The sequence below is a fragment of the Methanosarcina sp. MSH10X1 genome (assembly GCF_004099695.1).
In the GTDB taxonomy this organism is placed as follows: domain Archaea; phylum Halobacteriota; class Methanosarcinia; order Methanosarcinales; family Methanosarcinaceae; genus Methanosarcina.
This window is the reverse complement of the sequence record NZ_SCHL01000011.1, coordinates 1-13,117: the sequence shown is the minus strand read 5'-3', so window position 1 is coordinate 13,117 and position 13,117 is coordinate 1. Positions and strand designations below refer to the sequence as shown.

General features: G+C 42.1%; 14 protein-coding genes and 1 pseudogene. 5 read left to right on the top strand and 10 right to left on the bottom strand.

Going from position 1 to position 13,117, the window contains the following annotated elements; all coding sequences use genetic code 11:
- Nucleotides 1-104: 104 nt before the first annotated feature.
- Together EQO05_RS09945 and EQO05_RS09940 are read left to right on the top strand one after the other, a co-directional pair.
- Entirely contained in the window at nucleotides 105-590 is a 486-nt protein-coding gene (locus EQO05_RS09945) for a carboxymuconolactone decarboxylase family protein (RefSeq protein WP_128506101.1), read from the top strand.
- A gap of 394 nt (nucleotides 591-984) precedes the next feature.
- The gene (locus EQO05_RS09940) at nucleotides 985-1,638 is read left to right on the top strand and encodes a matrixin family metalloprotease (RefSeq protein WP_240664552.1); all 654 of its coding nucleotides are present in this window, start codon (nucleotides 985-987) and stop codon (nucleotides 1,636-1,638) included.
- Between the two features lie 34 nt (nucleotides 1,639-1,672).
- Here the strand turns inward: EQO05_RS09940 and EQO05_RS09935 are convergent, their stop codons facing one another.
- On the bottom strand, nucleotides 1,673-2,110 hold the full coding sequence (locus EQO05_RS09935; protein ID WP_128506100.1) for an NUDIX domain-containing protein: 438 nt from the start codon (nucleotides 2,108-2,110) through the stop codon (nucleotides 1,673-1,675).
- A 241-nt stretch (nucleotides 2,111-2,351) separates the two neighbouring features.
- Between EQO05_RS09935 and EQO05_RS09930 the strand changes: the two genes are divergently transcribed.
- From EQO05_RS09930 to speB, 3 genes are all read left to right on the top strand, one after another.
- The gene (locus EQO05_RS09930) at nucleotides 2,352-4,070 is read left to right on the top strand and encodes an aldehyde ferredoxin oxidoreductase family protein (protein WP_128506098.1); all 1,719 of its coding nucleotides are present in this window, start codon (nucleotides 2,352-2,354) and stop codon (nucleotides 4,068-4,070) included.
- Nucleotides 4,071-4,584: 514 nt separating this feature from the next.
- A complete protein-coding gene (locus EQO05_RS09925) occupies nucleotides 4,585-4,971 on the top strand; it encodes a translation initiation factor IF-5A (RefSeq protein WP_128506096.1) in 387 nt (128 codons plus the stop codon).
- A 78-nt stretch (nucleotides 4,972-5,049) separates the two neighbouring features.
- Nucleotides 5,050-5,925, top strand: coding sequence for an agmatinase (gene speB, locus EQO05_RS09920; protein WP_128506094.1), 876 nt, complete (start codon nucleotides 5,050-5,052; stop codon nucleotides 5,923-5,925).
- Between the two features lie 158 nt (nucleotides 5,926-6,083).
- Here speB and EQO05_RS09915 read toward each other — a convergent pair whose 3' ends face one another.
- The 9 genes and pseudogenes from EQO05_RS09915 to EQO05_RS15775 all read right to left on the bottom strand — a co-directional run.
- The gene (locus EQO05_RS09915; protein ID WP_128506092.1) at nucleotides 6,084-6,269 is read right to left on the bottom strand and encodes an MM0924 family protein; all 186 of its coding nucleotides are present in this window, start codon (nucleotides 6,267-6,269) and stop codon (nucleotides 6,084-6,086) included.
- Nucleotides 6,270-6,466: 197 nt separating this feature from the next.
- Nucleotides 6,467-6,646 carry an MM0924 family protein gene (locus tag EQO05_RS09910; RefSeq protein WP_128506090.1) on the bottom strand — a complete coding sequence of 60 codons (180 nt, stop codon included), beginning with the start codon at nucleotides 6,644-6,646 and terminating at the stop codon, nucleotides 6,467-6,469.
- A gap of 427 nt (nucleotides 6,647-7,073) precedes the next feature.
- Complete coding sequence (locus EQO05_RS09905; RefSeq protein ID WP_128506088.1) at nucleotides 7,074-7,298, bottom strand: helix-turn-helix transcriptional regulator; 225 nt, start codon at nucleotides 7,296-7,298, stop codon at nucleotides 7,074-7,076.
- A gap of 100 nt (nucleotides 7,299-7,398) precedes the next feature.
- Nucleotides 7,399-7,782 carry a DUF2178 domain-containing protein gene (locus tag EQO05_RS09900; protein WP_128506086.1) on the bottom strand — a complete coding sequence of 128 codons (384 nt, stop codon included), beginning with the start codon at nucleotides 7,780-7,782 and terminating at the stop codon, nucleotides 7,399-7,401.
- Nucleotides 7,783-8,575: 793 nt separating this feature from the next.
- Nucleotides 8,576-8,932, bottom strand: coding sequence for a P-II family nitrogen regulator (locus EQO05_RS09895; RefSeq protein WP_128506084.1), 357 nt, complete (start codon nucleotides 8,930-8,932; stop codon nucleotides 8,576-8,578).
- Nucleotides 8,922-9,650 carry a DUF1538 domain-containing protein gene (locus EQO05_RS09890; protein WP_128506082.1) on the bottom strand — a complete coding sequence of 243 codons (729 nt, stop codon included), beginning with the start codon at nucleotides 9,648-9,650 and terminating at the stop codon, nucleotides 8,922-8,924. Before EQO05_RS09890 ends, EQO05_RS09895 begins: the two co-directional genes overlap by 11 nt.
- On the bottom strand, nucleotides 9,647-10,339 hold the full coding sequence (locus EQO05_RS09885) for a DUF1538 domain-containing protein (protein WP_128506080.1): 693 nt from the start codon (nucleotides 10,337-10,339) through the stop codon (nucleotides 9,647-9,649). Before EQO05_RS09885 ends, EQO05_RS09890 begins: the two co-directional genes overlap by 4 nt.
- Nucleotides 10,340-10,878: 539 nt before the next feature.
- Complete coding sequence (locus EQO05_RS09880) at nucleotides 10,879-12,870, bottom strand: cation:proton antiporter (RefSeq protein WP_128506078.1); 1,992 nt, start codon at nucleotides 12,868-12,870, stop codon at nucleotides 10,879-10,881.
- A gap of 64 nt (nucleotides 12,871-12,934) precedes the next feature.
- Nucleotides 12,935-13,117, bottom strand: a pseudogene (locus EQO05_RS15775) (hypothetical protein); the annotation flags it as partial.

Genomic DNA, 13,117 nt, shown 5'->3' with positions numbered 1-13,117 from the left:
TTACTGGATTTGTGTATTTTCACTTATCCTTTAAACTGTAAAGCCTAACTCGGAAAACGGTGATTGAACCCTTTTTCCACGTTAATCTATGCTGGTGGTTTCGTATGGAACTTGAGGATATTGTGGAAATTTTGAAAGAGGACCCTGAGAGAGCCGTTCCTGAACTCCTTGAGGATGTCCGGAATCAGTATGGCGAAGTTCCTTACATCATGAACTTTATGAAGGATCTTCCAGAGATATTTATTCCGAAAACGCTTTATGATAACTCCATAATGAGGGAATTCAAGAATCTTGACCCGGAGACAGTGGAACTTATTTCTATAGGTGTGGCTTCTGCTCTTCGCTGCGAACATTGCCTTAAGATGCACATCAGGATTGCAAAAAGAAGAGGGATAAAAAAAGAAAAGATATTTTACGCTATTATGATAGGAGCATCCATTTCCAATGCTGCCGTGCTTGCCGAAAGTACAAGAGCGCTTGCATCCGAATTTCCGGGTGATGGATGTGAGGAAGAGGAAGAAGAAAAAGAAAAACACTGCCGTGATCCCAATTGTGAGATCTGTGATATCTCCAGAGCAACTCTTAAGTAAATAGGAAGACCTGTGATATATCAATCCGTTTTTGTAAATATTGTAAATTAAAATCATAAAAACCTATTTAATTTTTACAAAGTAACTCCCTGACCAGAAGCTACTCTGAGAGTGCTTCCATAAATATTTAAAGCAATATTTATCCATCAATAATTATCCGTCAATAATTATCTGTCAATAATTATCTGTCAATGATTACTCATTATTAGACCACGCTTTTGCATCGGATTTATGCGAGTATAAGCAAGAGACATGTGGGAATATGCGGGATATATTCAGGAGATCGATACCCTTACGTCAGGTTTTCAAGGTCAGGCAGTACTTGGTACGGAGGCCGATTCATATAAATCGAAACAGTATGTACGGAATTATGTTGCTTTTTATGCTGTTACTGATGGTACCTGTTTCATATACGGTCTCAGCTGCATCTAAAGCAAATCAAGAAATGATTCTGGATTATCCGTGGGACCATTCTCCTATCACTGTATATATAGATGACAGCAATGTGCCCGAACATTACAGCCCGACCTATTACACACAGATAGAAAAGGCTATGGAATACTGGGAGAAAGGAGGAAACGGAAATCTGAAATACAAGCCTGTTTTCGAACCTGTGGATTCGAAGGATGCTGATATCAGGGTGAGATGGGTCGAAAACCTTGAGAATGTCGAGGGAGCTCCTTCAGGCGTTGCCGGCTATGCAAGCCCCACGATATCTCGTGAGCAATTTGTAAGGGTTGATATAGTGCTTGAGGTAGGGAACTTTAAAGGAAGAGCCTGGCGCCAGTATGGGGATGCAACAATGCTCTCTATTGCAAAACATGAATTCGGGCATGCTCTTGGCCTGGGGCACAGCAGCGACAGGCGAGACATTATGTATCCCAATTACGAGCTAAGAGACAATATAAATCCTCTCCTGTTGAGCAAATACAGGCCCTTATTGCGTGTAGCAGGTTTCGCAGCTCTGGCGGTTTTCCTGTACCTCGGGGTAAGCTGGCAGCACAGCAGGAAAAAAAGGAAAAGACTTGAGGATAAATACTTCAAGTAAAATTTGCCTTAGAGTAGCCTCAGCGACAACCGGATTAAATAGGCAGTTCTGAAGGTCCTCTATTTTCTGTAGCGAACCTTTTAAAGAATTCTTTAAAATGGTCAGGAAGAGCATTCAGCTCCAGAATATCGGCAAGAGGGACCCATGCATATTCCATATGTTCATGGCTCAACTTTACATCAGCAATTACATATCCCCCATCATATACTATAGCAACCACCTTTTTTCCGGGAAGCTCAAAAGTAGCATATCCTGCGATATCTCCAGGTACGATTGAAATCCCGGTCTCCTCCCAGACCTCCCGCACAGCCGCTTCTTCAAGGGGTTCCCCACGGACCAGCTTTCCCCCTGGCAGGTCCCATTTTCCCGGGTTGCTGTGAGAGTTTTCCGACCGCCTGAGAAGCAGGAATTCGCCTTTCTCATTCCGGAGAACGGCATATATAGAAACGATGTAAGGTTTCTCCAGATTCATACAATAATATTTGAGATTACCTGTCTTAAAGGCTGGCTCTTTCAGGATCTTCAGGGAATAATTTCCTATTAAATAAGGAGAAAGACTGAAGCGACAGAAAGCAGATCTAAAAAGATATAGGGTTGGAGATAAAGGATACTAAAAAATAAAAAACCGGATGAAAGTAGATTATAACTTCTTTGCAGTTACTGAGACAAGTGACAAACTAAAAAATGGCTGAAAAAGAGATAGAGGAATTAATATGGCTGGCTGGGCAGGAATGACAGTATATGTAGACCTTGGTTCCGGATCGGTGAAGTCCGTCAGGACTGAGGAAAGTTTAATCAGAGAATATTTGGGCGGCAGGGGACTTGGGGTAAAACTGCTTTCCGAACTTACAGAACCTGATATTGATCCTCTTGGTCCGGAAAATCCTTTAATTTTTACTTCCGGACCTCTTTCTGGTCTTGCTCCAATGGCGTCGGGGGCAGTCCTTACATCAAAATCCCCACTGACAGGCACAATATTTAGCTGGAACATGGGTGGAGGTTTCGGGAGAGAGCTCAAGAAAGCCGGGATTGACGCCCTGATCCTTACCGGGAGAGCAGAAAAACCTTCATATGTTGAAATCGGGGAAGGAAACGTTATAGTCCTGCCCGCAGAACAGTTTTGGGGAAAAAATATTAGCGCCTGCACTGAAGTCCTTGAGAAAAGAGGTAGAGTAGCCTGTATAGGCAGAGCAGGAGAGAAACAGGTTCTTATTTCTTCCTTTGTTGCGGACTCAATTCACAGCGGAAGAGGAGGGCTTGGTGCAGTAGCCGGCTCAAAGCTGCTTAAAGCCGTGGTCGTAAGGGGAGAAAGTGAGCTTTTACCTTCCGATTCAGAGAGTTTCAAGCAGCTTGAGGCAAAAATAATGAAGCTTTTTGATGCAAGCCCTATGCTTTCTAAAGGACTTGCAAATTACGGCACATCTGCGCTTGTGAAATTGCTGGACTATATGAATCTCATTCCGATCAGGAATTTTTCAGGAAGAGAAACTTCTTTCGCAGATTCGCTTTCAGGAGAGCGTATCAAATCTGATTTCGAGCTTGAAAAAGAGAGCTGCCCGGGCTGTCCTCTGGGCTGCAAGAAAAGGATCAAAGCGACCGGGCAGATTATGCCGGATTATGATTCCCTCTGGGCTTTCGGGTTTAATCTTGAGAACCCTGATCTTGCGGCTGTACTCAGGGCTGACAGGATATGCAAGGATTACGGGCTTGACCCGATCTCGGCAGGCTCCGTGCTCGGTGCGTGCGCAGAACTCGAGCCCGGAATAATCGAGGCTAAAGGAATGGAATCCCTGCTCCTGGGAATCGGGGAAGGAGGAGAGCCGGGTAGTGGAGCCAGAAGGTATCTCTCAGGCCTTGGGAGAGAGGATTTGAGCATGGATGTAAAGGGACTCGAACTCGGAGGTTTTGATCCGCGAGGAATTCGGGGGCAGGCCCTGGCGTATGCCACATCCAGCCACGGTGGAGACTACCTGACGGCTTTCATGGTAGGACCAGAGGTACTTGGAAAACCCGTTAGTCTTGAACGCCTGAGCCTTAAAGGGAAAGCAGGCATCCTCCAGGTATTCGAAAACTTGACAGCAGTACTGGATTCTTTTGTGGTTTGCCCCTTCTCGGGCTTTGCCCTTAATGAAGAACTCGGTTCAGCTCTCCTGCTTGCGGCTGCGGGTATGGAGATATCGCCTGCCGGGCTCCTGAAAATCGGAGAAAGAATCTATAACCTTGAGAGAATTTATAATCTTAACGCGGGATTTACCCTGGAAGATGACACTCTCCCGGCAAAGCTGTTTGAAAATAAGGGAGGAAGTGAAGAATACGGGCTTCCCAGGAAGGAGTTTAAAGCTGCGCTTCAGGAGTATTACCATTACCGCAACTGGGATGAGAAAGGGGTGCCCAGATCGGAGAAATTAGAGGAGCTTGGGCTCAGTTTCTAAAGGAACGGGAAAGGAGTAGAGGCTACCGAAAAGTACAGACTTAAGTCCGGAAACGCCTGTTAAAGAAAAATGAAATAAGCCTTCGGGATATTTACTGTCTCAAACCCTGCTGGAATAAAAATCTTTTAGGGTAAAAGATCTTCTCTTTGAAATCCAATATTTCCTTCAGTGCAATATTACCTTTAACCCACGGATTTTGCGGACCTTTCGGGGAATTTTCCCAGGAAGCTGGTCCAAAGACGCAAAATCTCGCACAAACGTTATATAGTCAAGGATAATTAATCGTATTAGTTCTCGACCTGCGGATGGCTTCTGCAGGCACCCCAAGCTCAGAATATTTTCCAGTTTTTCCATGCAGTACATTAAGCAATGTATGGACAAATAATAGACAGGCTTAAAGATCAGGAAAGCCTTCTTATACTACTTTACCGGAGCCGCAGAAATTTTTCCGGCAAATCCTGAATGGCGTTTACAGCTTATTAGAAACATCCTAAAAACGTAAGGGAGAATCGTTATGAAACAGCAGGTAGAAGTAAAAGAACTTAAAGAAGGGAAATACGTAATTATTGATGACGAAGCATGCGTCATAAAGAGCATTACCAAATCCAAGCCGGGAAAACACGGAGCTGCAAAGGCGAGAGTAGAGGCTATCGGACTCTTTGACGGCCAGAAGCGCTCCTTTATAGGCTCAGTTGCAACCAAAGTATATGTCCCGATTGTGGAAAGAAAGTCTGCGCAGGTAATTTCGATTACTGGCGATATTGCCCAGCTCATGGACATGGGAGACTTCTCAACCTTTGAGATCGTAATTCCTGAGGAATACAAGGATAAGGTCAAAGAGGGCGAAGAAATTTCTTACATTACGGCTCTTGGCAAGGTAAAGCTCGATATACGGACATAAACTTCCTAAACTAAAGCGAAACTCAGGTAAGAGCCTGAGCCATTCTTTTTTTAATAATATAATTATATAGGTTACATTATGTTTTTACCCAATTCCTTTATAGATGCTCTTGCAGACTATGAATCTGCACGTTATGTTATCTTCGGTGTGCCTTTTGACAATACCTCCTCTTACAGGGCAGGCAGCCGCTGGGCTCCGGACGCTATGCGTCAGGTTTCTGCAAATTTTGAGAGTTATAACCCGACTTTCAACATCGACCTTGTGGATCTCCCGATCTACGACGCCGGAAATTTGGAAACTTCAGCCTCGGTTGACGAGACCCTGGCAAACCTTTATGAGGCTACAAAGGACCTTCTGAAAGATGGAAAGCTTCCCATTATGCTTGGAGGGGAGCATTCCCTGACCTTTGCTATGGTAAAAGCCTGTGCCGAACTCGCAGGAGAGGACTTCGGGGTGCTTATTCTGGACGCTCATTTTGACCTCAGGGAAGAGTACAGGGGCTTTAAGCATAACCATGCCTGTGTATCCCGAAATATTCTCAATCAGGTTACAGAGAATCTGGTTTCTATAGGCATAAGAAGCGGCCCTGAGGAAGAATGGGTTTTTGCCAGGCAGAATAACCTGAAATACTATACATCCGACGACGTCGAATCCACAGGTATGGTAGAAGTCATCAAGGAAGCCCTTGAGTGGCTTGACTGCAGCCAGCTATACCTTTCCCTTGATATGGATGCCATAGATCCGGCTTTTGCTCCCGGTCTGGGCACGCCTGAGCCCTTCGGGTTGAGTGCGCGGGACGTAAGGACTGCAATAAGGACTCTTGCTCCTTTCTCAATGGCTTTTGATATTGTAGAAATTGCCCCTGAATACGATTCCGGACAAACGGCGATGCTCGGGGCAAAACTAATGAGGGAGTTTATTGCTTCCCATGCAAGAAGCTGTATGAAAGCATAAACTACGAAAACTGAAGAACGACCGTATACACAAAATTCTCAACTGAAAGGACAGTCTTGATCTTTTGAGAGCTTAAAAACTGGTGGAAAAGGAGGAACTTCTTACTTCCTTCCAGGCTTTTCCATTGTATCCAGTATACCTTTTGTCCAGTGAACTCTTTATGGAGTTTGCGCACGCCATATAGCTATGATTTTATCCATTGCTATGTAGGTATATCTTCCATTCTGTTCAAGACAAAGTATATTGTCTGCGCAGCTTTCTACCCTTCCACTAAAAACGTCAGGACCCCCACAGTAGACGTCTACAACCTCACCTCGAAGGTGTTCCACTATAAAAGATTGCATTTCTTTGCACCTCAGATATTCTCCCAATATCGAACTCTTCCATGCTGGTTTGAGTTTGCTTCCTTTTCTGAAAAACAGAGTCCGATCCAGCCGTCCAGAACTTTATTCAGTTTTACCCAGGTTTAGAAAACAAGTAAGATTTCACCTGTTCCTTTATCCCCTTATATTATACGATATTAAAATATAAAATTTTGAGCTTATTGGCTCCATAGGGCTATTATTTTATCGATGGCTATATGGGTAAGTTTTCCTTCACTGCTGAGTGTCAGGACATTATCGGCACAGGCTACTACACTTCCCCTGAAAACGTCAGGCCCGCCGCAGTAAACATCTACATCCTTATTCAGATAATGTTCTACTATAAACGATTGCATCATAGATTTCTCTCCTGATTATTTTTTGGCAACTTGTTTATTTAGCTGTTAGTCTGTTTGATGGCATAAGCTGTCGGTCTTTATATATCCAGATGCCCTTTAACTGTAACTAATCTTTCATTCCATATAAATATATTTAGAAACTAAAATTGTTTTTCGGGCTGGGATGCCCTTAGTCTCTGAAGGAAAGATTAACTTGCTGATCCCGTGGACATTAGTTGTCAGGTCTCGTTTTCCCGGAAATAAAAAACGATTACATGGTCTCTTTTCTTCGGGTTTATTTGCTTCGGGGAGCCGGGAAAGCTAAGTTTACCCGACAAAACCTTATGAACTTATTTCTAATAAAAAAGAATTAATCCGAAGCTTTCCGGCAAAGCGTCAAAAGAAATCTCGCGGAGTTAAACGAGCAATTCCGTCAGAATCAAGCAGATTAGCCTTTTTTTTCAAAATTTCCTGTTTCGGAATCTTCATAGAGAAAAATATCCTCAATAAGGGTATCGAAAAGCCTGGCGAGTTTGAATGCAAGCTCAAGGGAGGGATCGTACTTGCCCTTCTCAATTGCATGTATGGTTTGCCTTGTCACTCCCACTTTCTCAGCCAGGCTTTCCTGAGTAAGATCATGCATTGCCCTGTAAACTTTAATATTGTTCTTCATCACATGCCCCGTATTATTTGCTAGATTGTTGTCAGATATGAATCGAGTGCAAGACATGGTACATTTACAACCAGAAAATTCATAAAATCCAACCGTCAGTTCAGCCCCCGGATTTTAGATTAAAGTACATATAAAAGATTGAGTAAAGCACAAGCACTGCACAGCTTGCATATGCCATGAAAAAGCCAAGGTCAACATAGCCTGGATGGGCTTCTCTCATGGCTATCAGAATTGCCCCTCCTAGTGCAAAGCCGATAGCTGTAAACTGAAGAGTAACCCAGGAAGCTCTCTGACTTACCTGGCGGATCCTCTCATCTTCGACTATATCTTCAACCCTGTGCCTGGAAATATACATGGCGGCCATGCCTGTAAATGCAGCACCTGCCGCAAGTGCAAGATTTCCACTGGAAACTGAAAAACCTACAACAGCCCCGAGGACTGTTACAATCAGCAAGGAAATTATTCTGAACTGCTTCCACTTCATCTGAAGAACCTTCTTGAGTATAGTGTTCAGTAAATAGATTGTTTAGCATCCTGATGTATGCTTATATTTACAAATTGACTCATTTTAGATATAATAAGTAATTTAAACTTTACATATAGTAAATAAAAGATTACATTATTTAAACTTATTGAGTGGATGATCTGAAGATTAAAACGCAGATTAAAAGTATAGATCAAAATTTGAAAATTGCAACCTGCTTTTGGAAAATTTCAATGCTTTAAAAAATTGACTGAAAAAATAATTTATATCAGTCTTACATATATCAAACCATGCAAGATAATTTTTTAAGATACGCTGAAATCATATTTTGTATTTGTCTCATTATACTTTTTCTAATTTCCTGCAGTCAGAATGTATAAAAAAATCTAAATTACTGCTCTTTTCACGAGATATATGATTCAAAGGATCAATTAATATAACTACCAGAATCTGGTTTTCATAATTGATCCTGTAAAAGGGTCTTAAATGCCGGGACCGTAATCGGAAAAGTTTTCCTTTGCTCTCGATTGTTCTTATTAATCGCGGTGGAACGGGGTCGAAGGCGAGCTCGTCAAGAGTTTCTTTGACCCTTGAGTAAGTCATTTCGTCTGCCAGTTTCAATACTCATTTTTCCGATTTAATTTATATAACAGATCCAGGCGACGGCAGCTGGTAATGATAAGATGCGGTTCATAGTTTTAATCTGGTGAGGTCCTGTTCTACAGAGCGTGTAGGCAATACCAGACAATCACCAAAAAACTATAAGCTTCGTAAGTCCAGAGCTCTCTAAAGCTTATTTTTCGTCCTGCGGACACTTCCTCGTTTCATAAAACGAATGACAGATCCCGAATACTTTGTCCAGTGAAACTACAAACCCTATTCCCACTCCGGGTTCATTGAGGTTTATAGCATTAATAATGCTATTCCGAATATTATCTTCAATACCTGACTCGGCTATTGTAAGTACCATTTCTTTTTCGGGTTCAATCATTAAACCAAGAATACTTTTAGTCTCATGAATTCCTGTGCCACGACCAAATAAGATTGTTCCTCCCTGGGCACCGGCTTTTCTTGAGGCTTTAATAACCTCGTCACCCCATCCCTTTTTGACAATTGTTACTATTAACACAAATTCACTCTTATTGCACATTGTTTTTACCTCCATTAAATCTTATATAAACACCCAACAGCATAACAAAAATAATAGGTGCGAGTGCGATCATTGCAATCAAGCCAAAGCCGTCTGCGACAGGATCTGCGCCCTCGTGCGCAGTAGCCACTCCGAGAGCCATCGACATAAGGAAAGACACAGCCATTGGACCTGTTACAGCTCCTCCTGCATCAAACGCGATACCTATAAAGTCCCTGTCGGAAAAAAATAACAAAATAAGGACAAGTAAATAACCTGGAACTATTATGTACAGGAAAGGGATTCTATAGATAATTTTTGCCATCGTGATAGCAGCCAGCATAGCAACTGCAAGAGATAATGTATAAAGCATGAGATTTGCTCTTATATAACCACCGGAAGATTCCTCAACCTGGTAACATAATACCCGTACAGAAGGTTCTGCAAAAGTAGCAAGTAAACCCAGTAGGAAACCTATGGGAATTAAAAAGTTTTTTTTAGAACCGCCAAAGAATTCTCCTATTGCCGTTCCCGCAGGTAGAAAGCTATTGTTAACACCATGAAGAAACAATATCATGCCAAATGCAGTAAGGGTTAAACCTAAGTAAAGTTTTTTTAACTGCGTTGGAGGCAACTTTAAATACAATATCTGGAACAATGTGAAGAAAATAATTAGAGGAGCGATTGACTGAATAACCTCAAAGAATACAGCCAAAATTTCCTCCATACCTGAAATCATGAAGACAGAACCCCCATGAGCATGATACTTATTATGGGGCCCGTAGTTGCCAGACCTACAAGTCCGAATCCATCAAGTTCAGATCTATCCTGCAATACTGAAGCTATCCCGATTCCAAGTCCCATAAGCACAGGCACAAACATAGCCCCGGTAGTTACGCTTCCGGAATCAAAAGCAATTGCCAGGTAATCATCAGATATGAAAAAGGACAGCACGAGTATAAATGAATAAATTACAGCAAATAAATATTTGATAGGGGTTCCATAGATTATCCTCAGGATGGAAATAACCATAAGGATACCTACTCCACAGGCTATGGAAATTACTAATAAATTGTTATCTATGCTTCCCTGCAAAGCTGAGTCAATCATGCCAATTAAAACACTCACATTCGGTTCTGCTACGGCTACAAAGGATGAGAGTAAAAACACTACCAATGCGATGAACGCCAGTGAATTATGCTTAGGCAAGTCACCTCCAATTGCCTCTCCTATCGGGAGCATACTCAGCTTAACCCCAGTTAGAAAAAAGGTCATTCCTATCGCAGTTAGAATTGTAGCTATTAAAAAGGAAATAAGGTTGTTCAAGCTTATACCAACGAACAAAAGCAAGAGTAACACTACTGCCAGAGTTAAAGGAAAGACAGCCCGAGTGACTTCCAGAAAAGTTTCTTTTATACCCCTCATCATGAAATGGTCCACCAAATATGTGTATATATATTAAATAAGATATATATCAACCCCGTCAGAGAATTGATGCCTGCATCTTAAGTTCTTTATGTAACTTAAATCTGTACGTATAGATCTATCTGAACTGATATGATATGAAGGTCCACCTTGAAAATTGGCTACTTTTACAGTAAAGTAAACTTCGAAACTGAAAACTTAACAGTTTCCTGGCAAAAATTTTAACCGGTATTTGAAGGTCTACAGGTTCTCCCCCTTTTCTGCATGTGTCCCTGTTGATTACCTTTTATTTTATTTTCGGTTTCAAGCACTAACAAAGTCCTTTAGGTCTCCCGTTTTAATTGGAGATTTTCAGTTAGTCTGGTTCTTAAACAGGAAGGCAGTATAAACAATGGTTAGTAATATCATATTATTCTAACTATTCTAACGAGTACTTGATGAAAAAGTACATCAACAGAAGAAAGGATCTGATTTCTAAAACCTCCAGCCTGAGATGTCAAAGCTTTGCACATATTTATGAAATTATTAAGAGGGATTGACTCTTATCCCACACTATCTTCACAAAGCTTTCTTACCTCATCAAGCTTTTCCGGCGGGCTGATAACTAGCAGGATGTCATTCGCGAGAATCTCAGTTTTGGCTTCAGGACCCGGAATGATTTTGTGAAGCCGGGAGATTGCAAGTGCAGATACTCCATAATTTTTCCGGAGATTAAGTTCTCCAAGAGTCATTCCTGCCGCTCTGGAGGACTTCCCGACCCTGATGCTCCGGATCTCTACATCTGCAAAATCAAGAGCTAGATCGGACATCTTCTTCCTGCGGACTTCAGGATTCCGGAGCATCTCGTAATGGTCGGCACGTAGAGTTGAACCCAAAGAATTTATCTCGCTGCTGGGAACTAAGTACCTGTGAAGCACCCTTGTGAAAAGCTCTATTGAGCTTTCAAATTCGTCAGAAATTACTTCATCTGCCCCGAAAGCATAGAATTTATCCAGTTCACTCAGGAAATGCGTCCTTGCAATTATGTGGATTTGAGGGTTCAACCTCCGGGCAACTTCAATTATCCTTTTGGCACTGGCAGGATCGCCTGCAGTCACAACAACGGATTTCGCGGAATGGATACCTGCATGTTCCAGCACAGCACTCTGAGCAGCATCGCCGTAGAAGATATGCTCTCCCCTTAGTTTCTCTACTCTTACGACTTCAGGATTCATATCAATCACGATATAAGGAATTGAAGTGTCCTTCGCGGCAGTCACGACATTTTTGCCATTTATCCCGAATCCTACTATAATTACATGGTTTTCAGGTTTTTCTTCGGATTCGCCCTGTTTAAATTTACTGTACCAGCCTTGCTTCAAGATTGGCGGGAAAGGTAACGTCTCAGCAAAACTTGTGGTTCGATAACCTATACCCATAAAAAGAGGGGTAAGTACCATTGAAAGCACTGCCATATCCAGGAATTCCTGATACATAAGAGGGGAGATCAGCCTGCTCGTATAGCCTACTTTTGCAAGAATAAAGGAAAACTCCCCCACCTGTGAAAGGGAGAACCCTACCAGGATCATTGTATGCAAAGGGAAGCCTATGAGAAAGGTACTTAGACTATTTGCCAGAAGCTTCAGGAGCAGTACAATTAATGTAGCAGCCAGGATGAGAAGAAGATGCTCTCTCAAGATATCGAGATCGAGCAACATCCCTATTGAAACAAAGAAAATGCTCATGAACACATCTCTGAATGGGATAAGATTTCCAAGAGCCTGAACCGAATACTCGGATTCGGAGATAATCAGACCAGCAAGAAAAGCTCCGAGAGCCAGAGAGAGACCAATAATTGAAGTCAACCAGGCTACAGCGAGCCCTATTGCTATGACACTCAGGAGGAAAAGTTCATTATTCCGTGTCTTTGCCACCTGATACATGATGAAGGGGACTATATATCTGGCGCTTACAAGGGTAAGCACGATTAGCCCGAGCCCCTGCAGAATAAGCTCCAGGAAAGATTTCTCTGTTCCGGGGGTACCTGCGAGAACCGGGATCAGGAGGATAATTATCACTGCAGCTATATCCTGAAAGATCAGTATTCCTAAAGAAGTTCGCCCGTGAAGACTATAGATTTCTCCTTTTTCCTGTAATAGTTTAAGGACAATTGCAGTGCTGCTCAGTGCCACTAAAAGCCCGATGAAAATCGAGGATTCTTCGGAATTGCCAAGCCATAGGAATATGAGAGCAACAATAATCGCAGTTATGGAAAGCTGCAACCCGCCTCCGAAAATCACTACCCTGCGAAGCTGCAGCAGGTCGCGCAGTGAAAACTCCATGCCTATTGTAAAAAGCAGGAGTACTACTCCTATTTCCGCCAGAAGTTCGATATTTTCCACGTCCCGAATCAGTTCAAGACCGAAGGGTCCGGCAAGAATACCTGCGAGTAAGAAGCCGATCAGCGGAGCTATCTTTAGTTTTGAGAAAATAAAGACTACAGGAATGGAAAGTCCAAAGATGATCAGGAGGTCGGTTAGAAAATCCGTTGTCATCAAAATAAATTTAATTTTTAAATAATATAAATGTTGTTATACAGGAAACTGTCAATAAGTATCATTACTGACAACCGGGCTGAGTGAAGTTAAAGATTAGAAGATCCGGCTCTGTAGAAATCCTTAATTCGATCCATATTATTTCTATTACTTTTTTGTTCATGTTATAAACTATCAGTTTAACTTTTACTTCTTTTACTTGATTTCTAACCTTTCTTGCTCTTAATGTTTCTCCAAATTTCCTTTT